We start from the raw sequence: 23,691 nt of genomic DNA, 5'->3' as shown, positions 1-23,691 counted from the left end.
ATGGTCCGTTCAGCCACGCGAAGGCGACACACCGGCCGGCAGCGTGGCCGACGCGCTGCGCGCGCCCAGCAGCACCAGCACGCCACCGAGCACCAGGCTGGCCGCCAGCACGTACAGGCCCGAGGTGGTGCTGCCGGTCGCGTCCTTGATGCTGCCCACCATGAACGGACTGACGAAGCCGGCCAGGTTGCCGAACGCGTTGATCATGGCGATGCCGGCCGCCGCTGCCGCGCCGCGCAGCATGCCGGTGGGCAGCGTCCAGAACAGCGGCAGGCTGCTCAGGATGCCCATGGTCGCCAGGCTCAGCGAGGCCATGGCCAGCACCACGTCGCCGCCGAAGATGCCGCTCAGCACCAGGCCGATGCCGCCGACGAAGCCGGCCGTGGCGGTGTGCCAGCGGCGCTCGCCGGTGCGGTCGGAACTGCGGCTGGCCAGCACCATGGCGACGGCGGCCAGGCCGTAGGGCACCGAGGTCAGCAGGCCGACGTCGAGCACGTTGCTGACACCGGCCGCCTTGATCAATTGCGGCAGCCAGAAGCTGATGCCGTACAGGCCCATGATGAAGCAGAAGTAGATGCCGGCCATCAGCCACACCTTGGGGTTGCCGAAGACCTGCGAGATGCTGTGCTCGGCCCGGCCGCCCTCGTCGCGCGCGATGTTCTCGCTCAGCACGCGCTTCTCGTCGGCGGTCAGCCACTTCGCATCGGCGATGCGGTCGTCCAGGTAGAAGAACACGGCCACGCCCATCAGCACCGAGGGCAGGCCTTCCAGCAGGAACAGCCACTGCCAGCCCTTCCAGCCGTTCATGCCCGCGAAGGCCTGCATGATCCAGCCCGACAGCGGCCCGCCGACCACGCCGGACACCGCGATGGCCGTCATGAACAGCGCCACCACGCGCGCGCGCCGCTGCGAGGGGAACCAGTAGGTGAGGTACAGGATGATGCCGGGGAAGAACCCGGCTTCGGCCACGCCCAGGATGAAGCGCAGCACGTAGAACATGGTGGGCGTGGTCACGAACATCATGGCCGAGGAGATCACGCCCCAGGTGACCATGATGCGGGCGATCCACACGCGCGCGCCGGTGCGGTGCAGGATCATGTTGCTCGGCACCTCGAACAGGAAGTAGCCGATGAAGAAGATGCCCGCGCCCAGCCCGTAGACGGTCTCGCTGAACTGCAGGTCGCTGAGCATCTGCAGCTTGGCAAAGCCGACGTTCACGCGGTCCAGGTAGGCGACCACGTAGCACAGGAACAGGAAGGGGATGAGCCGCCAGGTCACCTTGCGGTAGGCGGTTTGCTCCAGCGTTTCGCCGGGCGCGGAGGAGGTTGTTGTCGTCATGCGTGTCTCCGAAGGAACAGGAAGACCGTGCGGGGCCGGAGCCTGCAAGGGGCCGCTGGAGCGACCGCCGCGCAGTCTAGGGACGTCCCTTTCGAACACCGAGTGACATCTCGTCAACCCTGCCGCGACGGGCAGGAATAGCCAATGGCGACAACGGTTTGCGCCGTGTGGACGGGTCGTCGGCTAGGGGAAGTACGGAGGGGCGGCGGGCGCTGCCGCCACGCCCGCGCGGGGCCCTGATGCGCAGCAGGTCCACGCCCACCGCTGCGCCCGGCCCCCTGCCCTCAGGCTGGGTCCGGGCGTCGACGACGCATGGGCGGCTGCAACGGACAGGCCGAGCGCGCCCGCTGGTCTGGCACCGGCCGCGATGCAGCAGCCGCAGCGTTCAGCGCCCTTCGGAAAGGCCGCCCGTCGCGCTGGCTACCCCACCATCGCCTTCAACCGCATCTGGTTGGGCAGCGGCACCGAGCGCTTGAGCACATCCTCGGCCAGCCACAGCGCCGACTTGCGCGCGCGCTCGGCCACGGTGGGCAGCGGCAGGTTCAGGAAGTCGTCGTTGAAGACCTCGAAGCTGTAGTCGCCGCGGTAGCCCAGCTTGTCCAGCCGCAGCACCAGCTCGACGACCTGCTCGCTGTGCACGCCCTCGCCAGGGAACACGCGCATCGTGCGCGCGGTGTTCATGCGGTCCTCGAAGGTGGGGGTGTCCTGCCACAGGAAGTCGGCCAGCTGCACGAGGAAGATCTTTTGCGGGTCCAGGTAGTCGATCTCTTCGAGCGAGGTCTTGGCGGCGAGCACGTGGAAGCTGTCGATGCCCACGCCCAGGTTGGGGCAGTCGGCGCGGCAGACCACGTCCCAGGCCGTCGTGAACTCGTTGACCGTGTGGCCCCACGAGAGGCCCTCGTACGCGATCTTGATGCCCAGCGGCACGGCCAGCATGGCCAGCTTGCGCAGGTCGCGCGCGATGTGGTCCAGGTCGTGCGAAGCATGCCGCGAGGTGGACGAGCAGGCCAGCAGCACCTTGCAGCCCAGCGCGGCGCACATCTCCAGCATGCTCTTGGCGATGTCGACCTTGTACTGGTGCAGGTGGTCCGACAGGCCCTCGAAATCGCGCAGCACCTGGAAGCCCGTGCCGCGCAGGCCGCTGTCCTTCACCGCCTGCACGGCCGCGCCCAGCCCGCCCGGGTGGCCCACGAGGTCGTTGGCCTTGAGCATGACCTGCGTGAAGCCGGCTGCCTTCATGGCCGCCAGCTTGTCCTCCAGCCGGCCGGCCAGCGTGATGGTGTCCATGCCGAAGCCGGCGATGTTGCCGTTGGTGTGCAGGGCGGGCATCGCGATCATTCCCGCTCGCTGTGCACGAGTTCGAACACCACCGAGCCCAGATAGGTCTTGGTGATGGCGCCGCGCCGCTCGGTGTGCGCGGCCTCGGTCTCCACGAACTCCACGCCCAGCGCGCGCAGGGCCTGCACGGCGGCCAGCACGTCGGGCACGCCCAGGCCGATGCGCTGCAGCTTCTCGTCGGCGTCGTGCACGTACAGCTCGGGCTCGACCAGCTGCAGCATGAAGCGCTGGCGCGGGTCCAGCGCCGGGGTGCGCAACAAGGTGCCCTTGGGCATGATGCCGAAGCGCTGGTCGTCGGGGATCAGGTCGGTGCCGAACAGCTCGGCGTAGAACGCGATCCAGTCGTTGCTGCGCTGCGGCCCGATGTACTGCACCACGCCGAAGAAGTGGATGCCGGCCGTGGGCGCGGGGCGCTGGTCGACCGAGGGGATCGGCACGAAGTCCACGTCGTAGATCGAGAACTCCTTGTAGCGGTCCACGAAGTAGATGCGGCTGCCGCCCGCGCCATGGATGGCCGGGATGTTCAGCTCCATGACCTCTGCATGCGTGGGCACGGCCCAGGCGCCGCGCTCGAGCACGTAGCGGTAGGCGGCGCGGGCGTCGCGCGCGCGCAGCGCGATCGCCGAGATCGAGGGCACCTCGTGGTTGGCGCCCGGCGCGTCGGCCGCGTGCGCGTTGACCACGATGTTGAGCTCGCCCTGGCGGTACAGCAGGATCTCGCGCGAGCGGTGGCGTGCGATCGGGCGAAAGCCCATCATCTCCAGCACCTGGCCCAGCGCCTGCGGCTTGGAGGTGGCGTACTCGATGAACTCGATGCCATCGAGCCCCAGCGGGTTGGCCGCGTCGCTGAAGGAAGCCTGCAGCGGCTCGCGGTTCTCGGGGGTGTTCAGCAGCAGATCACTCATGGTGCGGGCATTCTCCGGCAGGGCGCAAAGGCGCCCATTGTGCCGCCGAGAGCCCGCTCGAACCCAGGGATTTGCTCAGCGCACGAGCAGCACGCCGCCGTCCACCGTCAGCGTGCTGCCGACCACGTAGTCGCCCGCGCGCGAGGCGAGGTAGATGGCCGCGCCGGCCATGTCCTCGTCCGTGCCGATGCGTTTGGCCGGAATGCGCCGGGCCGTGGCTTCGGCCTCGTCGCGCGCTGCGCGGTTCATCTCGGAGGCAAAGGCGCCAGGGGCGATGGCGCTGACGACGATGTTGTCCTCGATCAGCCGCAGCGCCATGCGCCGCGTGAGCTGGATCAGGCCGGCCTTGCTGGCCGCGTAGGAGTAGGTCTCCATCGGGTTCACGCCGATGCCGTCGATGGACGCGATGTTGATGACCTTGGCCGGCCGGCTCTGCGCCGCCAGCCGCAGCGGCGCGGCCAGCGCCAGCGTGAGGAAGAACGGGGCCTTCATGTTCAGGTTCACGACCTTGTCCCAGCCGGCCTCGGGAAAGTCGTCGAACGGCGCGCCCCAGGCGGCGCCAGCGTTGTTGACCAGGATGTCCAGCTTGGGCTCGTGCGCGACGAAGGCGTCGGCCAGGTCCTGCGCGCCGCGCACGGTGGAGACATCGCCCGGCAATGCCACGCAATGGCCGAACGCCGAGAGCTCGGTGGCCGTCTGCACGCAGGCCTCGGCCTTGCGCGACGAGATGTAGACGCGCGCGCCCTGGGCCAGGAAGCCCTGCGCGATCATGCGGCCGATGCCGCGCGAGCCGCCGGTGATCAGGGCCGTGCGGCCGGCCAGGGAAAACAGGTCTTGGGTGTGCATGGTGTCTCGCTGTGGATTGGGGGTGAGCACGGCAGCTTATCCGCCGCTACGCCGCCGCGCAGCCCCCTACACTGGCGCGCTTGCCGCCTTCGCGACACGACCTGTCGCCTTCCCATGAAACAGATCCACCGCCAGCAACTGGCCGAGCGCCTGCTCGGCCTGGTCGATTCCGGCAGTTTGCAGGCGGGCGATGCGCGCGCGCGGCAGGCACGCATCGCCGCCGTGGTCGACAGCGTGTTCCAGCCCGAGGCGGCGGCCGACATGCGGCGCGTGACCATCCTGCTGTCGGACCTGCGCGGCTTCACGGCGATCGCCGAGCAGCACTCGGCGCTGGCCATGGTGGAGGCGCTGAACCGCTACCTGGCCCGCATGACCGAGATCATCGTGCGCTGGGGCGGCAGCATCGACAAGTTCATGGGCGACGCGATCATGGTGCTGTTCGGCGCGCCCGACCAGCTGGACGAGGACATCAGCGCGGCCATCGCCTGCGCCATCGAGATGCAGATCGCCATGGACGAGATCAACGCCGACAACCAGCGCCACGGCATGGCACTGTGGTACATGGGCATCGGCATCAACACCGGCGAGGTGGTGGCCGGCCAGCTGGGCTCGGCGCTGCACAGCGAGTACACGGTGATCGGCGAGCAGGTGAACCTGGCCTCGCGCATCGAGGCGCACAGCCTGCGCGGGCAGATCCTGCTGTCCGAGGCGACCTGGCAGCAGGCCCAGGGCTTCATCGAGACCGGCGACGTGAACGAGGTCAGCGTCAAGGGCAAGCGCGGCGCGGTGCGCATGTACGAGCTGCTGTCCACGCGCAAGCCGCAGCTGCTGGTGGCACCCAAGCGCGAGATCCGCAACAGCCCGCGCGTAGAGGTGGACATGCCGCTGGTGTTCCAGCGGCTCAAGGGCAAGTCGGTCGGCGCCAGGAAGCTGGACGGCCGCATCAGCGACATCAGCTACGGCGGCATGTTCGTGCGCAGCACCGTTGCATTGCAGGCGTTCGACGACATCTGCTTCTCCCTGTCGTTGTCGCTGATGGGCCGCGAGCTGACCGAGATCTACGCCAAGGTGCTGCGCGTCGTGCCGCTGGCCGACGGCGGCTTCGGCTATCCCGTCGAATTCACCTCGATCGCGGCCAAGGCGCAGCAGTCGATCAAGGAATTCGTGGACGGCATCGTGGAGATGGGCCGGCCGTAGACCGGCCGCTCACGCCATCTTCACGGCCGTGCCGCTCACGGCGACCATCATCATCCCGTTGGTCTCGCCCAGCACCTCGTAGTCGAAGTCGATGCCGACGATGCCGTCGGCGCCCACCTCCTTGGCGGCCGTGATCATCTCCTGCAGCGCCGCGTCGCGCGCACCGGACAGCGCCCGCTCGTAGCCACCGGCCCGCCCGCCCACCACGTCGCGCACGGCCGAGAACATGTCGCGGAAGATGTTGGCGCCGATGATGGCCTCGCCGTTGACCAGGCCCAGAAATTTGGCGACCCGCGCGCCGTCGCCGTCCGGCACCACCGTGGCGAGGAAGAAGCCGTCGTCGGCTTTGGAGAACCAGCCCATGTCGATCCTTTCGTGCGTTGCTGACCAATGCCGCGAACGATACCCGCTCGGCGCGGGCCGGCGCGGGCTCAGGCGGCGGGGAGCGGGTCGGCGGGGGCCGCGGCCGGCGCACTGCGGCGCGCGAAGATCGGGGAGGCCGTGCTGGCCATGGCCAGTTCGCCGCAGGCCGACAGCAGCGGCGCGCCCAGTTCCAGCATGCGCTCCTCGGTCAGCCGGATGGCGGGGCCGGCGATGGTGATCACGCCGATGGTGGGCTCGCCACGGCGGCGCACGGGCGCGGCCAGCGCGCTCATGCCCGGCGCGTACATCTCGTGGATCATGGAAAAGCCGCGCGCGCGGTCCTGCTCCAGCAGCTCGACCACGGCCTTCCAGCCCGTGGGCGCGCGCGGGCCGTAGTCGCGCGGGTCGCCGAAGCCCTGCTTGACGACCAGCTCCAGCGCGCGCTCGTCGTCCAGCGTCATGAGCCAGGCGTGGCCGCCCGCACTGCACGACAGGCGCACGTCGATGCCCATGTCCGGGTCGTAGCGCAGGCCGAACTTGGCGCCCTGCGCCTTGGCCACGAAGGTTAGCCGGTCACCGTCCACGATGGCCAGGCGCACCAGTTCGCCAGACACATCGGCCAGCCGGTCGATGACGGGCTGGGCGATGTCCACGATGCCCGAGCCGCCCAGGTAGGACAGGCCCAGCGAGGCCAGCTTGGTCGTGAGCGCGTAGTCGCCGTGGTCGCGCATCTGGCGCACGTAGCCGCACCGCACCAATTCGGTCAGCAGCCGGTGGCAGGCCGACAGCGGCAGCTCCAGGTCGCTCGCGATGGTGGACAAGGTCATGCCCTCGGGCCGCGCGGCCAGGTACTCGAGGATGGACAGGGAACGTTCCAGGGGGCTGCTCATAGCGACGATTGTGGCGCGAGCCGTACCAGATCAGCGCGCCATGCAGGTGCCGTTCGGCCGTGTTCATCCACCGTTGCGGGGAAACCCTAGGCGCACCGCAGGGCAAAAAACATAACATGGAAAACTATTCCACAAAGAAACTCTTTCCACATCGACCGCCACCCGGCGGGGCGATCCACCACCACCCTGCGCGGCACCGATGCCGGGCAGGGCCGAGCGCTTACCAACTGACGGAGACTATCCAATGCGCCTTGCGACCGTTCCTTCCCTGATCCTGACGCTGGGGGTCCTGGCGACCGCGTCATCCGCCTTCGCCCAGTCACCCGGGTGTTGCGAGCCCACGACCCGCGACGTCGAGAAGGTCGGCGGCAACCTGGGCAACCAGAACTACTCCTCCCTGCGCCAGATCAACAAGGCCAACGTGAAGCAGCTGGGCGCGATCTGGCTCAACGAGATCGAGGGCGGCATCACGACCGGCACGAACCAGAGCACGACCATCGTCAAGGACGGCGTGCTCTACATCGAGTCGGCGCTCGGCAAGCTGCATGCGGTGGACGGCGTGACCGGCCAGACGCGCTGGGTCTACCCCGGCAAGGGCACGATCACGCGCCGCGGCCCGGCCGTGGGACAGGGCCTGGTCTACACCATCGCCACCGGCAACACCGTCGTCGCGCTAAACAAGGACACGGGCCAGGTGGTCTGGGAAAAGGCCATCAACGGCTACGGCAACGTCGCCAAGGTCGCCGTGGTCTACCACGATGGCCTGCTCTACCTGGGCACCAACGACGGCTCGCGCGGCGCGGCGCTGGCGCTGGACGCGAGCAACGGCGACCTGAAGTGGTATTTCTTCGGCATCCCGGGCGCCGGTGAGTTCGGCTACGACACCTGGGGCGGCGGCCCGCAGAGCGGCGCCACGCCCTGGATCCACCCCGCGGTCGACCCCGAGCTGAACCTCGTCTACTGGACCTTCGGCAACGCGCGCGGCGGCTCCTCGCAGGACGGCTCGCAGCGCCCGGGCCAGAACCTGTTCGCCAACTCCATCGTCGCCACCGATGCCAAGACCGGCGCCTACAAGTGGCACTTCCAGTCCGTGCACCACGACATCTGGGACATGGACAACGTCAACGCCCCCGTGCTGGCGGACGTGACCGTCAAGGGCCAGCCGCGCAAGGCCGTGATCTACGGCAGCAAGACGGCCATGTGGTACATCCTGGACCGCCGCGACGGCACGCCGTTGATCGGCATCGACGAGAAGCCCGTGCCGCAGGACGCGCGCCAGAACACCTGGCCCACGCAGCCCTACCCGCGCGGCGATGCCTGGCAATCGCTGTGCGTGACCGACAGCGGCCCCTCGCGCGCCGTGCCCAACTTCAAGCGCGGCTGCCTGTACGCGGCGCACTGGGACGAGCCCATCCTGTCCATCCCCGGCCAGGGCGGCGGCGGCGACTGGAGCCATGTCTCGTTCAGCCACAGCACCAAGCTGGTCTACACCGGCCAGGCCTATGTCGCCGTGGCGCACTCGCGCTCGGAGGCCAGCAACGGCTTGCGCCCGCTGGGCACCGAGATGACGGGCGGCATCGTGGCGATCGACCCGGCGACGAACAAGATCCGCTGGAAGAAGGACATGCCCTACTCGCTGGCGCACGGCAACGGCATCCTGACCACCGCCTCGGACCTGCTGTTCATCGGCCAGCCTGACGGCAACCTGCTGGGCATGGACGCACTGAACGGCCGCGAGCTGTGGCGCTTCCAGACCGGCGCGGCGATCAGCGCCAGCCCCATCACCTATGAGGTGAACGGCGAGCAGTACATGGCCATCTACGCCGGCGGCACGGGCATCCCCTACGGCGACTCGGCCCAGCGCGGCGACCACCTGTGGGCATTCAAGGTCGGCGGCACCGTGCCGCAGGCCGCCGAGCCGACCAAGCCCGTCATCCGCCGGCCGATCTCGGCCGCGGCAGTGGAAGGCAGCGCGGTGAACAACACCGTCACGCTGAACCGCACCTGGTCGGGCGGCCAGCCCGGCGCGGCCGAATCGGATGCCGTGAACGCCATGGCGCCGCAGCACCTGCGCGTGCCCGCCGGCACCACGGTGACCTTCCTGAACCCGGCCGGCAACGCGCTGCCGCATTGCGCCACGCAGTTCTTCGAAGGCCTGTTCAACATCGGCCCGCTGCAGCCCGGCCAGGCGGCCCAGTACACGTTCAGCCAGCCGGGCGAGTACTTCTACAACGACTGCACCAGCCCGCGTTCCACCGGCAAGGTCGTCGTCTATTGATCGCCAGAGCCCGGCCGCTGCACGGCGGCCGGGCCGCTCCCCTTTCCATCCCAACCGGAGACATGCCTTGAACCACCCGATTTCCCGCACCCCGCGCCTGGCGCGCCAGGCCGCCTCGCTCGGCCTCGCGCTGGGCCTGAGCCTGCTCGCCGCGGCCAGCCAGGCCGCCGTCGCGCGCTTCGACACGACCTCCTTCAGCTACACCGTCTCGGGCGGCACGCTGAGCTGGTCGGCCGCCGAGACCTACCAGGCGCTGGACGCCGAAGCCGCCTCGGGCGGCGGCACGCTGGGCAGCGACGCGCAGAACAGCTACCTGGGCGCCTGGACCACGGCGTCGGTCGCGGCGCAGACCACCTATTCCGGTGCCAACGTCGGCGCCACCGCAGACCAGCTCGTGCAGGCCAATGCCAGCGCCACGCGCACCAGCCTGGCCCCGGCCGACCTGCCCACGCACACCAGCCGCGCCTATGGCAACCAGGCTGGCGTCTACAGCCTGTCCGAAGACGGCACCGTCACCTTCACGGTGGGCTGGTCGCTCCAGGTCGAAGGCGCATCCACCGACCCCACCAGCGACTACGCCAACGCGTTCATGTCGTTCACGGCCGGGCTGTACGACTACTCGGTGACGACCAGCTACGAAGAAGGCCTGTTCTCCTTCGACAGCCTCTCCGGCCTGGCCACCGCCAGCGGCACCTGGACGGTCACGGTCGCGCTGCAGGCCGGCGAACTCGGCTTCTACGACCTGACCGGCACGGCCAGCGCCGAGGCCGATGCCGCCTACGCCGCCAACGCCGTGCCCGAGCCCGGCAGCCTGGCCCTGCTGGCTGCCGGCCTGGGCACGCTGGTGGCCGTGCGGCGCCGCCGCGCGCCGCGCCCTGCAGCTTGAAGCGCCCATGAAAAACCGGCCCGCGGGCCGGTGGTCAGCAGCGAAGCCCGGCAACGGGCTTTGCTTCGTGTGGGTCAGGCCTGCGGGCGGCGGCGGCGCAGCGACCAGCCCAGGCCCGCCAGGCCCGCCAGCATCAGCGCGGCGCTGGCAGGCTCGGGCACCTCGGCGATGTCCAGTTCCAGGGTCAGGCCGCCCAGGTTGACGTAGCCCTCGTAGGTCTTGTCGATGCTGATGGCCAGCAGGCCGTCGGACAGCAAGGCCAGGTCGGCCACGCTGAACGTGTAGCTGAAGGCCTCCGGCTCGTCCAGCTCGGACAGGCTGTAGCAGTTGTCCCAGACGCTGCACGAGGCGGCTTCGATGCCGTCGGCCAATATGCGCGATTCGGTCGAGGTATTCGAAAACGCATTACCGAAGGTGCCGCGCAGCGTGGCAGAAACAATATTGCCGACATTCGAGAAATCGAAGGTGCCGACATTCAGAACCAGAGATTCCTTCCAGACCGCGTCCGAGCTGGAGTAATCGGGCAATGTCTGGGTGACGAGGGCGGCCTGGCCGACGCTGGCGCAGGCCCACAGCAGGCCTGCCACGGCGGCCTTGTAGATGACAGAACGTTTCATTGGAACTCCAAGTGTTGCAAAAGTGACCCCAGTGCAGGCCCTAACCCATTGTCAGAACTCGATAAATCTGGCGGCAGACGAGTCTAGCCCAGCAACCTGAAAAGTCTTTCCGGATTTGCACTCTTGACGGTTACATTTTTTGACCTCAACATTGGAAAACAATTCCAGTGGCTGTAGACGCTGTCCAAAGCGATAAAAGGAAGGAAGAGGAGACGTTATCCAACCCATTTACCCAACAGGCGCCCACGCGCCTGCCCAGAAACACTTCGCGCATGACGGACCGGTGATGCGGAAGTGGTCTCAATAATCCACACAGGAAATCAATCCATGCATCGCATATTCGACGGTGATGGCCGCCGCATGCTCGCTGCCACGTTCGCCCTGGCGGGCGCGGCGGGCTTCGCGCCCGCGCTCCACGCCCAGCAGGGCGCGCCGGCACCGGGCGCCATCGACACGCAGTACAACGCCTGCCGCGGCACCAACCCCAATTGCTACAACGACTGGGGCGCGTTCGCCAACACGCCGAACAAGGTGCTGATCTACTCGCGCACCGCCGGCCCGCGCCACGCCAACCTGGGCCCCGCCCTCGGCCCGGGCCTGAACCCCACGCTGGCCCCGGCCAACGCCGTGCAGAACGGCCTGATCCGCCTGCTGGCCGCCGAAGGCATCACCGCCGACTGGACCGAAGACGTGGCCCGCATGACCAGCCTGAACGGCTACAAGGCCATCATCTTCGCCAGCCCCACGCGCGACGCGCTGTGGGACCACANCCGCCGACTGGACCGAAGACGTGGCCCGCATGACCAGCCTGAACGGCTACAAGGCCATCATCTTCGCCAGCCCCACGCGCGACGCGCTGTGGGACCACGCCAAGAGCGCGGCCGGCAGCACGCAGCTGGACGCCGCACGCCATGCACTGCGCCAGTACATGCGCCGCGGCGGCGGCTTCGTGGGCATCCACAACGCCTTCGGCACCGAATACAACTGGCCCTACTACGAAGGCCTGCTGGGCAACGCGAACTTCTACGACCACGGCGCCAACCAGAACGGCACGGTCAAGGTCGTGAACAAGAAGGATGCGTCCACCGAGATGCTGCCGGCCAGCTGGGGCTTCAAGGACGAGTGGTACACGCTGATGCCCTACCCGACGAACGTGAAGTTCCTGCTCGCGGTGGACACCAACTCGCTGGCGACCAAGCGCGGCACCCACCCCGGCCACGGCAAGATGCACCCCGTCTCCTGGTGCCAGTACTACGACGGCGGCCGCTCGTGGGTCACCACGCTGGGCCACGACGCCGGCGCCTTCGCGGTCGACACCTCCACCTTCCCGGGCGCGGCCCAGTTCCAGCAGCACGTCGTGGCCGGCATCAAGTCCGCCATGGGCCTGGTGCCCTTCTGCAAATGAACGCCTTCGCCGAGGCCTTCAAGGCCCAACCCTTCTTCGCATTCCAAGGAAACACCATGTCCCGTACTTCCCGCGCCCTCCGCGCAGTGCGCCGCGCCCTTCCGCTCGCCGCCACGCTGTTCCTGGCCAGTGCCGCCAACGCCCAGATGGGCGCGCCCGCCCCCGGCAGCCTGGACCCTTACTACAAGGTCTGCCGCGGCACCGACAAGTCCTGCTACAACGACTGGGGCGCGTTCGCCAGCACGCCGAACAAGGTGCTGATCTACTCGCGCACCGCCGGCCCGCGCCACGCCAACCTGGGCCCCGCCCTCGGCCCCGGCCTGAACCCCACGCTGGCCCCGGCGAACGCCGTGCAGAACGGCCTGATCCGCCTGCTGGCTGCCGAAGGCATCACCGCCGACTGGACCGAAGACGTGGCCCGCATGACCAGCCTGAACGGCTACAAGGCCATCATCTTCGCCAGCCCCACGCGCGACGCACCGCCGACTGGACCGAAGACGTGGCCCGCATGACCAGCCTGAACGGCTACAAGGCCATCATCTTCGCCAGCCCCACGCGCGACGCGCTGTGGGACCACAGCAAGACCGCCGCCGGCGGCACCCAGCTCGACGCCGCGCGCCATGCGCTGCGCCAGTACATGCGCCGCGGCGGCGGCTTCGTGGGCATCCACAACGCCTTCGGCACCGAGTACAACTGGCCCTACTACGAAGGCCTGCTGGGCAACGCGAACTTCTACGACCACGGCGCCAACCAGGACGGCACGATCAACGTCGTGAACAAGAACGACGCCTCCACCGAAATGCTGCCCGACAACTTCGGCTTCAAGGACGAGTGGTACACGCTGATGCCGTTCCCGACCAACGTGAAGTTCCTGCTGACGGTGGACACCAACTCGCTGGCCACCAAGCGCGGCACGCACCCGGGCCATGGCAGCTTCCACCCCGTCTCCTGGTGCCAGTACTACGACGGCGGTCGCTCGTGGGTCACCACGCTGGGCCACGACGGCGGCGCGTTCGCGGCCGACACCTCCACCTTCCGCGGCGCGGCCGAGTTCCAGAAGCACATCGTCGCCGGCATCAAGTCGGCCATGGGCCTCGTGGAATTCTGCAAGTAGGGCCAGCCATGCCAGCGGGAATCCTGCGCCGATGGCTGCTGCCGGCCGCGGCCGGCTGCGTGATGCTGCAAGCCGCCGTGGCGCAGGGCGGCCCCGCACAGGCGCCCTTGCTGCGGCACCCCGGCGCCGTGGTCGCCGGGCCGGCTGCGCAGCAGCTGCTGCTGCCGGCCACGGCGGCCGACGGCCTGCACGGGGCCGAGCTGTGGTCCGTCGATGTGCGCACGGGCGCACAGACCCTGGTGCGCGACATCCGCCCCGGCCCGCTGGGTTCGCACCCGAGCGGGCTGGTGCTGTGGCGAGGCCACGCCTACTTCGCCGCCAACGACGGCGTGCATGGCCTGGAGCTGTGGCGCAGCGACGGCACCACCGAGGGCACGACGCGCGTGGCCGACCTGCAGAGCGGCCCCGAGGGCTCGCTGCCCAACGGCTTCGTGGCGCTGGGCGACGCGCTGTATTTCTCGGCCGACGACGGCCGGCACGGTTTCGAGCTGTGGCGCACACAGGGCACGCCGGAGACGACGCGCCTGGTGGCCGACATCCACGCCGGCCCGCAGGGGTCGATGCCGCGGCAGCTGACGGTGCGCGGCGACGCCTTGTTCTTCAGTGCCAGCGATGCCGACGGCGGCACCGAGCTGTGGCGCAGCGACGGCACGGCCGCGGGCACGCAGCGCGTGGCCGACATCCGCGCCGATGGCGACGCATCCCCGGAAATGCTGACCCTGGTCGGCGACACCCTGTTCTTCACCGCCGACGACGGGCGCCACGGCCGCGAGCTGTGGGCCAGCGACGGCACGGCCGCCGGCACGCGCCTGGTGCGCGACATCCGCCCCGGCCGCGACAGCGCCACGCCGCGCTACCTCACGGGCGCGGGCGGCTGGCTGTACTTCTCGGCGCAGGACGAGGCCCACGGCGTGGAGCTGTGGCGCAGCGACGGCACGGCCCAGGGCACAGCCCTCGTGGCCGACATCCGCCCCGGCCCGGCCAACGCCCTGCCCAGCCACCTCACCGCGCTGGGCGACAAGATCGTGTTCGCCGCCTTCGACGGCCAGCACGGCGTGGAGCCCTGGGTCAGCGACGGCACGGCGGCCGGCACGCGGCTGCTGCGCGACATCCACCCCGGCGCCGGCCACTCCAACGCCTGGGCCTTCGCGCGCTTGGGCGAGCGCATCGTCTTCGCGGCCGACGACGGCCGCTCCGGCATGGAGGTCTGGGAGACGCGCGGCGAGCCGCAGGACGTGCGCCTCGTGCGCGACGTGCGCGCCGGCGCCGACGGCGCGTTCCCGCGCAGCTTCGCGCTGGCCGGCGATCGCATCGTGTTCGCGGCCGAGGCGGCCGATGGCTCGACCTACCTGGCGTTCGATGCGCCGCCCGGGCTGGCGCGGAACTGCGGCAGCGCCGACAGCGGCACCGTCGGCAAGCCGGGGCCGGTGGTGGCGGCCTGCGTGGCCTCGGCTGCGCCGTCTTCCTCGAACGGGCGGTAGACGAAGCGCCAGTCCTGCAGCGTGGCGGCGTCCTCGAACGCCGTGTCGAGCCGCCCGAAGCCCTGGCGCTTGAGCGGCACGGCCCCCGAGCGGCTGTAGACGCCCAGGATGCCACCACTGGGCGCGGGCACGATGCCCCAGTCGGTGCTGCCGGTCATCGGGTCCACATACACGCGGCGCAGATGCCGGTTGGTCGTGGGCCAGCGCTTGTCCAGCAGCAGGTCCTCCAGCTTGTCGGGGAAGCGGTGGCGCTGGCCGACCGGCACGTCGTTGTAGTAGGCCGTGATGGCGCGGCGGAACTGGTCGCCCACGTAGAGCAGCTCGGCCTCGCGCTCGCGCTGCGCGTGCACGCTCCACACGCTGCCGGCCGCGGCCAGGCCGGCGCCCGTGAGCGCCACGGCCAGCAGCAGGCCCAGGTAGGTGAAGCCGCGTTGCGCGCGCATGGCTACAGGTCGGCCAGGTTGCCGCCGGCCCTGGCCTTGCCGGGCGCGCCGCTGCGCACGTCGTAGAGCCGGCCCGGCAGCGCGCGGCCGTCGGCACCGGGCGGGGGCGGCACGAAGATCCAGCTCTCGCTGCTGTCGGTGAACGGGTCGACCGGCAGCACGCGCAGGTAGCGCCGGTTCACGAGCTCGACCAGGTCTTCGGGGTAGCGGCCGTTGTCGCCGTAGAACTTGTCGATGCCGTCGCGCATGACGGCCAGCGACTGGCGCAGCGCGTTCTCCTTGGCGCGCTCGACCGAGCCGAAGTAGCGAGGCGCGGCGATCGACAGCAGCGTGGCGAGGATGGCCATGACGACCAGCAGTTCGACGAGGGTGAAGCCACGAAGTCGCCGCATGTTCACCACTCGCGGTAGGGGCGGCCGTTCAGGCCAGTCTCTTGCGAGGTCGAGTACAGGTCGTACACGTCCTTGCCGGGCTGGGGCTGGTCGGCCGGCGAGGCGTAGCTGCGCAGGCCCCAGGTCTGGGCGGCCGGCACATCGGCGCCGCCGCGGAAGAAGGGGTCGCGCGGCACGCGGCGCAGGAAGCGCACGGGCCGGCGCAGCGGGTCGCGTGCGTCGACCGAGCCGGCGACCAGGGCCTCCAGCGTGGGCGGGTAGCCCGTGCCGTCGGCCGCCTTGGGCACGGTGCCGGCCTCGGTCGCGCGCTTGTAGGCGTCGATGGCCTGGCGAAGCTCGCGCAGGCTGCTGCGCAGCTCCTGCTCCTGCGTGCGGCGCACGGCGAGCTCGGCCAGCGGCAGGGCCATGGAGGCGAGCACGCCGACGATGGCGACGGTGACCATGAGCTCCACCAGGGTGAAGCCGCGCTGGTGCTTGCGCCGGCCCTCACCCCGGCCCTCACCCCGGCCCTCTCCCGCGCGCGGGAGAGGGAGGAATACTGCGGCGCTCTTGCCCCCTCTCCCGCCTGCGGGAGAGGGTCGGGGTGAGGGTCTGCGCCGCACGGCGCACCAAAGATTCATCGCGCCACGATCCCGATCGACACCGCCGGCGGCGCCTGCGCCGGCATGTTGCTGGACACCACGTCGAAGCCGATCTCCGCCGTCGTCGGCGCCTTGGCCAGCACGCGCAGCCGCACGCTCGCCGGTGGCGCCGCGACACCGGCCACGCCGGACGACGACAGCTCCACACCCGCCCGCCCGGCGCCGCCCTCGGCCCCACCGACAGGCGCGAACAGCGCCGGGTCGTAGCGCAACTCCACGCGCGTGGTGATCGCCGTGTTGCCGCCGGGCAGCGAGAGCTGCAGGCTGAACTCTTCGCCGATGCCCACCTGGCTGGGCGCCTGCACGCTGAGCGCAGCCGGTGCATCGGGCGCCGGCACGGCCACGGCGCCTGCGGGCGCACCGGCGATGGCCGCGGTCGCCCCCGCCAGCGGCGAGCGCATGGTCATCGACGTGCCGTCCGCGAAGCGCAGCGGCACGCGGCCGGGCATGGCCTCGGTGCCGGAGGCGAACTGCGTCTCCACCGTGTCGGGCCGGCGCACGTTGCGCAGCACGCGTGGCGTGACCAGCAGCACGATCTCGGTCTTGGTGACGCTGGTGTCGTTGTTGCGGAACAGGCGGCCCAGCACCGGGAACTCGGCCGCGCCGGGCAGCTTGGCGATGCTCTGGCGGTCTTCGTTGTTGATGAGGCCGGCCAGCACCTGCGTCTCGCCGTCGCGCAGGCGCAGCGTGGTGCTGGCGTTGCGCGTGCCCAGGCGGTAGGCTACGGTGCCCGAGATGTTGAGCTGCGACAGGATGTTGGAGACCTCCAGCTGCACCTTGATGGCGACCTCGTCCTCCAGGTAGACGTTGGGCTCCACGTCCAGCTTGAGGCCCGTTTCCAGGTAGCTCACGGCCGAGGACACGCCCACGTTGGCGGTGGACGTCGTGGTGATCACCGGCACCTTCTCGCCGATGTGGACCTTGGCCTTCTCGCGGTTGCGCACGCGGATGCGCGGGTTGGCCAGCAGGTTGGCGCTGCCGTCGGTCTGCTTGAGGTTCAGGATCAGGAGCGGGTTGGCCGTGAACGCGCGCAGCCCGCCCTGGCCCAGCTGCACCAGCCCGTCGGCCGTGCTGCCGCCCGTGCCGGGCAGGCGGCCGACGATCTGCTCGGGGTAGCGCATGCCGATGTCCTGCACCACGCTGGAGGCCACCTCCAGCACTTCGAGCTCGAGCATGACCTCGGGCTCGCCCAGGTCCTGCGTGGCCACCAGCTGCTCGGCCAGGCGGATGGCCTCGGGCGTGTCGCGCATGATGACCAGGTTGAGCCGCTCGTCCACGAACAGGTCGCGCGTCTTGACCAGCGCGCGGATCATGGCCGCCGTCTGCTTGGCGTCGGCATTGGCCAGGTAGAAGCTGCGCATCACCAGCTCCTGGTACTCGCGCTGCTTGGCCGGCGAGTTGGGGTAGATGATCAGCGTGTTGTCGTTGAGCACCTTGCGTTCGAGCTGGTTGGTCTGCAGCAGCACGCCCAGGATGTCGTACAGGCTGGTGTCGCGCACGAAGATGGTGGTGCGCTGGTCGCTCTTGATGTCCTTGTCGAGCACGAAGTTCACGCCCCCGTTGGTCGACAGGATCTCGAAGATGGTGGCCAGCGGCACCTCGCGCAGCTCCAGCGAGATGCGCCGGCCCATGGCCACGCGCAGCTGCGGCTCCTTCTGCGCCAGCACCTTGCGGCGCTCGGTCACGCCGCGCACCACGGCCTGGGCGTTGCGCTGGCGCGAGTCCTGCGCCAGCACCTCGCGCGCCAGGCGGTCGGCCGTGTCCAGGTCGCCCGTGGCCATGAGCCGCTCGGCCTCGGCCACGGTGCGGCGGTGGGCGCGGTCGGCCTGCAGCGCCTGGATGCCGCCCTGCGCCACGGCCGAGCCCGGGTCGATGCGCAGCGCCGTGCGGTAGCGCTGCTCGGCCAGGTCCAGGTCGCCGGCCTGGCGCGCGCTGTCGCCGTCGCGCAGGTAGACGCCGACGATGGAGTCGCGCTGCAGCATGAAGCTGCTGTAGGCGTTCGGGTCCAGCGGCGGCGTGCGCGCGGCGCGCTCCATGCGGGCCAGGCCCTCCTCGATCTGGCCGCTGCTGATGAGTTGCTGCGCGGTCTGGATCTCGGCCTGGCGCGGCGTGGCGCAGGCGGCCAGCAGCGGCAGCACGGCCAGGGCGGTCCAGTGCCAGGCATCACGCGCGTGCGGCGGGAAGAAGGGGCGGGCTGCCCGGTCAGACGGATTCAATTAATTGCTCTCCTCGGAGTCGGCCGGGGCCGCAAGGGCGGCGCCGGCCGCGGCAGCGGCTGCGGGACGGCCCGCGACCAATGCCAGGGTGTGGCGGGTGCCGGTGGGCACATGGCGCAGCTGCATGGCACGCTCGCCGATGCTTTCGACCAGGTAATCGGGGGTGAGCGGGCGGCCGGCGACGGCGACCAGCCCGCGGCCACCGGACGACAGGAAGACGGTGGTGACGCCGTCCTCGGTCCAGCGGCCCAGGAACACGAAGGGCGGCTCGGTCGGTGTCGTCGCCGTGGCGGGCGGCGGCGGGGGCGGCATGTCCGCGCGGGCCTGGGCCGCGGCGGCGGCTGCGGCCACCTGGGCGGGCGTGATGGCAGCTGACTCGCCGAACGGGCTGCGGCCGGCGCCGCCGAAGGGGCGCTCGGGCAGCGGAGCGAGCGCCAACGGCGGTACGGTGGGCGCATCGGCCGCGCGCGCGGCACTGCGGGCCGGGCGTGCGGCGGGCGCCACGGTGTCGGGCGTGGGCTCGGGTTCGACGGCCCACATGGCGGCTGCCGTGAGCAGGCCGGCCACGCCGTAGAGCATCCAACGCTGGCGGGTCGACAGGGCCATGGTCTAGCGCTGCAGGTACAGGGACAGTCGCACGTCGGCTTCCAGCGCGCTGCCCGCGTCGGCGCCACGGCGGAACTGCACGTCGTCCAGCCCCACGAAGTGCAGCTGCTCCAGCGCCACGCCGATGAAGCCGCGGATCTGCGCGTAGTCGCCCGCGCTGCGCAGCACGATGCGGTAGCGCGTGAGCCGGCCGTTCGCGGCATCGGCGCGCTGCTCGATGCGGTACTCGCCCGAGCGCAAGGCCACGCCCGCACGGCGTGCCACGGCGTCCAGGCTGGCCAAGGCTTCGGGCAGTTCGTCCATGCGTGGAAAGGCAGCATGGAACTGCTGCAGCTGCGTGGCCGGCGAGGCCAGCGCGGCGCGCGTGGCGGCCGCGCGCGGCGCCGGCACGGCCACGGCTTCGAGCGCCTCGCGCTGCGCGCGCAGCGGCGCGGTGAGCCACCACTCCGCCGCGAGCGCGGCCACGGCCAGCAGCGCGCCGGCCAGCGCCAGGCCAGCCGCACCGCGCGGCCAGGCAGAGCGCCGCAACCATGCGGCCTTCATGGCACACCCCACTCGGCCGTGAGCGTGAAGCGCAGTTGCGCGGGCATGGCGCCTTCCTGCACCGCATGGTCGGCCAGCAGCACGCGCGCAAAGCCGGGCGTGCGCTCCAGCGCATCGACATAGGCCAGCGCCTGCTGCAGATCGCCGGCCTGCCCCGCGATGCGCACGCGGCGGCCGGCGGCCTCGGGCTGCAGGGCCGTGAGGTGCACGCCAGGCACGGCCACGGATTCGAGCGCACGGAACCAGGCGTCCCACGGCACTGCCAGCGTGGCGGCCACGGCCTGCGCGGCGTCGATCTCGGCCTGCAGTTCGCGCGGCACGGGCGCCGCGGCCTGCGCGCGGCTGGCGGCGGGCTGCAGCTGAGCCAGTGCAGCCGTGCGCGCCTCGTCGGCCTGCACGTAGCGCAGAGCGGCCCACCCGCAGGCGGCCACGCCCAGCGCCAGCACGCCATGGCCCCACCAGCGCGCGAGCGGCGACGGGGGCAGGAAGTCCAGGTCGGGGGCGGCCATCGCGTTCAGGCCCAGACGGCGCCGGGGCCGAGCGGCACGGTCTTGAGGTCCCAGCCGGCGGCCGCCAGGTGTGAATCCTCGGCAGCGGGCGCCGCCCAGTCCCAGGCCACGTGCACCAGCGGCAGGCTGGCCGGCGCCAAGCCATCGAGCAGGCTGCAGCGCGCGAGCCACTGCGCCCACGCGGCCGGCCCTTCGTGCGCGCTGCGCAAACTGCGCCAGGCGCCCTGCGCGTCGATGCGCGCGAGCATGGCGCCGTCGGGCTCGGTCACGAGCAGCCAGGCTTCGCGGCCGGCCAGGTGCGGCCACGCGCTAGCCGCAGCCACCGCGAGCAAGGGCCGCACCGAGACCGCATGCAAACCGGCCTCACGCCCCGTGGCGAGCAGGCTGGCCAGCCACCCGGCGTCCAGCCCTGCGGCCAACGTGCTGGCGCTGCCCTGGCCGTCGACGGTCACGGTCCAGGTGTCCACCGCGTCGCCATGCGTGCTGCGCAGCACCTCGCGCGCGGCTAGGTGCCGCTCGTTCGCGCCGCGCAGCGCCTGGCCGTGCGGCAGCAGCGCCGTGCGCACGAAGCGGTTGGACACGACGATGCGTGTGTGCGCCTGGGCGGGTGCGGCGTCGGCGGCGAGCCGGGCCAGGGCCTGCAGCGCGTCGGACCCGGCCGCGACTGGGGCCGCATGCGGCTGCGCGGGCGCCCTGCGCCAGCCGCGCCGGCGCAGCGCCACGCCCACCTGCGAGGGCGCGACCCAGACGGTGGCGGCTTCACGCCACGGCAGTCGTGACACGGTCCACCTCCTCCAGGCTGGTGTGCCCATCGCGCAGCAGGTCCAGCGCCGCGTCGCGCAGCAGCCGCGTGCCGCCGCGCCGCGCCGCCTCCTTGAGCAGCCGCACCGGCTGGCGCGTGATGATGAGTTCGGCCAGCTCGTCGGTCATGACCAGGATCTCGGCGATCGCCACGCGGCCCAGGAAGCCCGTGGCCCGGCACTGGCCGCAGCCGCGCCCGGCCATGAACTTGAAGCTGCCTGCCTCGCTGGGCGACAGCCCCGCGTCCGCCAGCCGCTCGGCCGTGGGCTGCACGGGCGCGCTGCAATGCGGGCAGTTGCGACGCACCAGGCGCTGCGCCACGATGCCGTTCAGCGCGGCCGTGAAGCTGTAGCCGTCGATGCCCATGTGGGCGAAGCGGCCCAGCACGTCGAACACGTTGTTGGCGTGCACGGTGGTGAAGACCAGGTGGCCGGTCAGCGAGGCCTGGATCGCGATCTGCGCGGTCTCGGCGTCGCGGATCTCGCCGACCATCACGCGGTCGGGGTCGTGCCGCAGGATGGAGCGCAGGCCGCGCGCGAAGGTCAGGCCCTTCTTCTCGTTGACCGGGATCTGCAGCACGCCGGGCAGCTGGTATTCCACCGGGTCTTCGATGGTCACGATCTTCTCGTGGCCGTGGTTGATCTCGGAGATGGCGGCGTACAGCGTGGTGGTCTTGCCGCTGCCGGTGGGGCCGGTCACCAGCAGCATGCCGTGCGGCTCGGAGGCCAGGCGGCGGATGGTGCGGCGGTCGGGCGCGGTGAAGCCCAGGCTGTCCAGCGTGAGGCCGCGCGCGGCGTCGGCCAGCTGCTTCTTGTCCAGGATGCGCAGCACCGCGTCCTCGCCGAAGATGGACGGCATGATGGACACGCGCAAGTCGATTTCGCGCCCGCGCACCGACACCGTGAAGCGCCCGTCCTGCGGGATGCGGCGCTCGGCGATGTCCAGCGAGGCCATGACCTTGATGCGCGAGATCACCTGCTCCGCGAGCGCCATGCCGTCGCCATGGCGCACGGCAACCAGCACACCGTCGATGCGGTACTTGATGCCCAGGCCGGCGGGGCTGGTCTCCAGGTGGATGTCCGACGCGTTGGCCTTGAGCGCGTCGTACAGCGTGGAGCGCACCAGGCGCACGACCTCGCTCGTGCCCTCGGCGATGCTCTGGAACGACAGGTCTTCGGCGTCGCTGCTGGCGGCCGTCCCGATGGCGCTGGCGAGTTGCAGATGGTCCAGCGCCGACAGGCCCTCCTCGTGCCGCGCCAGGTAGGCCGCGATGTCGCCCGGGTGGGCCAGCACCCAGGTGCAGGCCTCGTGCTGCGCGGGGCCGTGCTGCACACGGGCCATGCGCGCGTCGTCGAACGGGTCGCCGAACACGATACGCAGCGCGCCCGCCGCATCGCGCATGGCCAGCATCTGCAGCGCCTGGCTCTGCGCGAAGGGCAGCAGGTCGAAGGCCGGCTGCCAGCCATGCAGGTCGCCGATGGCGGCCAGCGGGTAGTGCAACGTGTGGGCCAGCCGCGCGGTGAACACGTCGGGCGCTGCGCCGCTGTGCTCCTCCAGCACGCGCAGCGTGGCCGTGCCGCGCTCGGCGCCCAGGCGGCGCGCCTCGGCGATGTCGTGCGGCGTGAAGGGCTGCGGCGTCAGCGCCGCCACTGTGGTGGCGGCGTTCACTGCAAACTTCCGGCGAGTTCGAAGATCGGCAGGTACATCAGGATCACGATCCCGCCGATCACCACGCCGATGAAGGCCATCAGCACAGGCTCGAACAGCTTGGTGAACCACTCGATCCAGCGCGCGAGTTCCTCGTCGTGGAAGCCCGCGATGCGCTCCATCATGGCGGCCATGTCGCCGCTGTTCTCACCCACGCGCAGCATGCGCGCGGCCACGGGCGTGGTGAGGCCGGCAGCGGCCATGGCGTCCGACAGGCCGATGCCTTCGCGGATCTGCTGGGTGGCGCGCGCCAGCCCGGCCTGCATGGCTTGCGGCAGCAGGCCGCCGACCATGGCCAGGGCCGGCACGATGGCCGTGCCGCCGCGCAGCAGCATGCCCAGCGAGCGGTAGAAGCGGGCCAGGTGGTAGGTGGCCAGGCGCGAGCCGATGCTCGGGATCCGCGTGAGCAGCGTGACGACGCGCGGCAGCAGGCGGCGCGCCGTGGCGATGGCCAGCACGGTGGCTGCGACCCCCACCGCACCGATGGCCGCGCCATGCTGCTGCACGCCCTGCCCCCACTGCAGCAGCAGGCGCGACATCCACGGCAGATCGCGGCCCGACTCGGCATAGATGGCCGAAAAGCGCGGCACCACGTAGCCCAGCAGGAACAGGATCACGAGGCCGCCCAGCACCAGCAGCGCGGCCGGGTAGATGGAGGCGGAGACGACCTTCTTGCGCACCAGGTCCAGCCGCTCGTGGTAGTCCACATAGCGGGCCAGCGACTCGACCAGGTCACCGCTGCGCTCCGAGGCGCGCACGGTCGTCACGTACAGCACCGGGAACGCCTGCGGCAGCGACTCCAGCACGCGCGAGAACGACTGGCCCTCGAACATGCGCGCGCGCATGGTGGCCAGCACGGGGCGCACGTCGGCGCGGGTTTCCTTCTCCAGCAGCGTGTCCAGCGTCTCGGGCAGCGACAGGCCGGCCTGCAGCAAGGCCATCAGCTCATGCGTGAACTGCAGCAGCGGAAAGCGCGCGGCGCGCCGGCCCAGTCGCAGGCCGCCCAGGCCACCGAAACCGCCGAAGCCGCGCCGGGGCTGGGCCGACATCACGGCCAGGCCCTGCTCGCGTGCGCGCAATGCGGCGCCGGCAGCGTCGTCGGCCTCCACCACCAGGCGCACCACGCCTTGGCTGGACCGGAAACCTCGCACGTCGAAGCGCATGGGGGGCCGCCG

23 protein-coding genes and 1 pseudogene are annotated in these 23,691 nt (G+C 70.8%); 7 read left to right on the top strand and 17 right to left on the bottom strand.

The genetic code is table 11. The features are described from left to right. Window positions 1–9 precede the first annotated feature (9 nt). The 4 genes from ASF43_RS26310 to ASF43_RS26295 all read right to left on the bottom strand — a co-directional run bounded on the left by ASF43_RS26310 (window position 10) and on the right by ASF43_RS26295 (window position 4,427). Window positions 10–1,338, bottom strand: coding sequence for an MFS transporter (locus tag ASF43_RS26310; protein ID WP_056188068.1), 1,329 nt, complete (start codon window positions 1,336–1,338; stop codon window positions 10–12). A gap of 420 nt (window positions 1,339–1,758) precedes the next feature. Continuing rightward, entirely contained in the window at window positions 1,759–2,667 is a 909-nt protein-coding gene (locus ASF43_RS26305; RefSeq protein ID WP_056188594.1) for a sugar phosphate isomerase/epimerase, read from the bottom strand. Window positions 2,668–2,672: 5 nt separating this feature from the next. Beyond that, window positions 2,673–3,581: a 4-hydroxyphenylpyruvate dioxygenase gene (locus ASF43_RS26300; RefSeq protein WP_056188065.1), complete on the bottom strand. Its 909-nt coding sequence runs from the start codon at window positions 3,579–3,581 to the stop codon at window positions 2,673–2,675. A 75-nt stretch (window positions 3,582–3,656) separates the two neighbouring features. Continuing rightward, entirely contained in the window at window positions 3,657–4,427 is a 771-nt protein-coding gene (locus tag ASF43_RS26295) for an SDR family oxidoreductase (protein WP_056188062.1), read from the bottom strand. A gap of 114 nt (window positions 4,428–4,541) precedes the next feature. Between ASF43_RS26295 and ASF43_RS26290 the strand changes: the two genes are divergently transcribed. Next, window positions 4,542–5,624 carry an adenylate/guanylate cyclase domain-containing protein gene (locus ASF43_RS26290; RefSeq protein ID WP_056188059.1) on the top strand — a complete coding sequence of 361 codons (1,083 nt, stop codon included), beginning with the start codon at window positions 4,542–4,544 and terminating at the stop codon, window positions 5,622–5,624. A 9-nt stretch (window positions 5,625–5,633) separates the two neighbouring features. Here ASF43_RS26290 and ASF43_RS26285 read toward each other — a convergent pair whose 3' ends face one another. Beyond that, on the bottom strand, window positions 5,634–5,987 hold the full coding sequence (locus ASF43_RS26285; RefSeq protein ID WP_056188056.1) for a heavy metal-binding domain-containing protein: 354 nt from the start codon (window positions 5,985–5,987) through the stop codon (window positions 5,634–5,636). Between the two features lie 68 nt (window positions 5,988–6,055). Continuing rightward, window positions 6,056–6,877 (bottom strand): IclR family transcriptional regulator, encoded by an 822-nt coding sequence (locus ASF43_RS26280; protein ID WP_056188054.1) that lies wholly within the window; start codon window positions 6,875–6,877, stop codon window positions 6,056–6,058. 244 nt (window positions 6,878–7,121) lie between these two features. Between ASF43_RS26280 and ASF43_RS26275 the strand changes: the two genes are divergently transcribed. Together ASF43_RS26275 and ASF43_RS31895 are read left to right on the top strand one after the other, a co-directional pair. Continuing rightward, on the top strand, window positions 7,122–9,155 hold the full coding sequence (locus ASF43_RS26275) for a PQQ-binding-like beta-propeller repeat protein (RefSeq protein WP_056188051.1): 2,034 nt from the start codon (window positions 7,122–7,124) through the stop codon (window positions 9,153–9,155). Window positions 9,156–9,222: 67 nt separating this feature from the next. Then, window positions 9,223–10,041 (top strand): PEP-CTERM sorting domain-containing protein, encoded by an 819-nt coding sequence (locus ASF43_RS31895; RefSeq protein WP_056188049.1) that lies wholly within the window; start codon window positions 9,223–9,225, stop codon window positions 10,039–10,041. A gap of 74 nt (window positions 10,042–10,115) precedes the next feature. On the opposite strand, the gene ASF43_RS26265 is transcribed toward ASF43_RS31895, so the two are convergent. Further along, the gene (locus ASF43_RS26265; RefSeq protein WP_056188046.1) at window positions 10,116–10,658 is read right to left on the bottom strand and encodes a PEP-CTERM sorting domain-containing protein; all 543 of its coding nucleotides are present in this window, start codon (window positions 10,656–10,658) and stop codon (window positions 10,116–10,118) included. Between the two features lie 799 nt (window positions 10,659–11,457). On the opposite strand from ASF43_RS26265, the gene ASF43_RS26260 reads away from it, so the two are divergent. The 4 genes and pseudogenes from ASF43_RS26260 to ASF43_RS26245 form a co-directional block, all read left to right on the top strand. Further along, window positions 11,458–12,063, top strand: a complete 606-nt coding sequence (locus ASF43_RS26260) for a ThuA domain-containing protein (RefSeq protein WP_056188043.1) — start codon at window positions 11,458–11,460, stop codon at window positions 12,061–12,063. 56 nt (window positions 12,064–12,119) lie between these two features. Further along, the gene (locus ASF43_RS31890) at window positions 12,120–12,575 is read left to right on the top strand and encodes a ThuA domain-containing protein (RefSeq protein WP_235578371.1); all 456 of its coding nucleotides are present in this window, start codon (window positions 12,120–12,122) and stop codon (window positions 12,573–12,575) included. Continuing rightward, window positions 12,572–13,177: a ThuA domain-containing protein gene (locus tag ASF43_RS31885; protein WP_056188038.1), complete on the top strand. Its 606-nt coding sequence runs from the start codon at window positions 12,572–12,574 to the stop codon at window positions 13,175–13,177. The genes ASF43_RS31890 and ASF43_RS31885 overlap by 4 nt, the downstream gene beginning before the upstream one ends. A gap of 8 nt (window positions 13,178–13,185) precedes the next feature. After that, window positions 13,186–14,175: pseudogene (locus ASF43_RS26245) on the top strand (ELWxxDGT repeat protein); the annotation flags it as partial. Window positions 14,176–14,522: 347 nt separating this feature from the next. Here the strand turns inward: ASF43_RS26245 and ASF43_RS31880 are convergent. Genes ASF43_RS31880 through ASF43_RS26195 form a run of 10 tightly spaced genes read right to left on the bottom strand, consistent with a single transcriptional unit; the run spans window position 14,523 to window position 23,679 of the window. Then, window positions 14,523–15,101 (bottom strand): type II secretion system protein, encoded by a 579-nt coding sequence (locus ASF43_RS31880; protein WP_082498186.1) that lies wholly within the window; start codon window positions 15,099–15,101, stop codon window positions 14,523–14,525. A gap of 2 nt (window positions 15,102–15,103) precedes the next feature. After that, on the bottom strand, window positions 15,104–15,493 hold the full coding sequence (locus ASF43_RS26235; protein WP_056188033.1) for a type II secretion system protein: 390 nt from the start codon (window positions 15,491–15,493) through the stop codon (window positions 15,104–15,106). A 2-nt stretch (window positions 15,494–15,495) separates the two neighbouring features. After that, the gene (locus tag ASF43_RS26230) at window positions 15,496–16,113 is read right to left on the bottom strand and encodes a type II secretion system protein (protein WP_082498185.1); all 618 of its coding nucleotides are present in this window, start codon (window positions 16,111–16,113) and stop codon (window positions 15,496–15,498) included. After that, window positions 16,110–18,350 carry a secretin N-terminal domain-containing protein gene (locus tag ASF43_RS26225; RefSeq protein WP_056188029.1) on the bottom strand — a complete coding sequence of 747 codons (2,241 nt, stop codon included), beginning with the start codon at window positions 18,348–18,350 and terminating at the stop codon, window positions 16,110–16,112. The genes ASF43_RS26230 and ASF43_RS26225 overlap by 4 nt, the downstream gene beginning before the upstream one ends. Next, entirely contained in the window at window positions 18,351–18,956 is a 606-nt protein-coding gene (locus ASF43_RS26220) for a hypothetical protein (protein ID WP_156373529.1), read from the bottom strand. Between the two features lie 3 nt (window positions 18,957–18,959). Next, entirely contained in the window at window positions 18,960–19,499 is a 540-nt protein-coding gene (locus tag ASF43_RS26215) for a hypothetical protein (RefSeq protein WP_156373528.1), read from the bottom strand. Next, window positions 19,496–20,008: a PilN domain-containing protein gene (locus tag ASF43_RS26210; protein ID WP_056188019.1), complete on the bottom strand. Its 513-nt coding sequence runs from the start codon at window positions 20,006–20,008 to the stop codon at window positions 19,496–19,498. The genes ASF43_RS26215 and ASF43_RS26210 overlap by 4 nt, the downstream gene beginning before the upstream one ends. Window positions 20,009–20,013: 5 nt before the next feature. Beyond that, window positions 20,014–20,790, bottom strand: coding sequence for a hypothetical protein (locus ASF43_RS26205; RefSeq protein ID WP_056188017.1), 777 nt, complete (start codon window positions 20,788–20,790; stop codon window positions 20,014–20,016). Beyond that, the gene (locus ASF43_RS26200; RefSeq protein ID WP_082498184.1) at window positions 20,768–22,477 is read right to left on the bottom strand and encodes a GspE/PulE family protein; all 1,710 of its coding nucleotides are present in this window, start codon (window positions 22,475–22,477) and stop codon (window positions 20,768–20,770) included. The genes ASF43_RS26205 and ASF43_RS26200 overlap by 23 nt, the downstream gene beginning before the upstream one ends. Then, window positions 22,474–23,679 (bottom strand): type II secretion system F family protein, encoded by a 1,206-nt coding sequence (locus tag ASF43_RS26195; RefSeq protein WP_056188013.1) that lies wholly within the window; start codon window positions 23,677–23,679, stop codon window positions 22,474–22,476. The genes ASF43_RS26200 and ASF43_RS26195 overlap by 4 nt, the downstream gene beginning before the upstream one ends. Window positions 23,680–23,691: the final 12 nt, after the last annotated feature.

The organism is Pseudorhodoferax sp. Leaf267 (genome assembly GCF_001422405.1).
In the GTDB taxonomy this organism is placed as follows: Bacteria; Pseudomonadota; Gammaproteobacteria; order Burkholderiales; family Burkholderiaceae_C; genus Pseudorhodoferax.
Note: the sequence above shows the minus strand (reverse complement) of the source record. Positions and strands in the feature narration are given on the sequence as shown.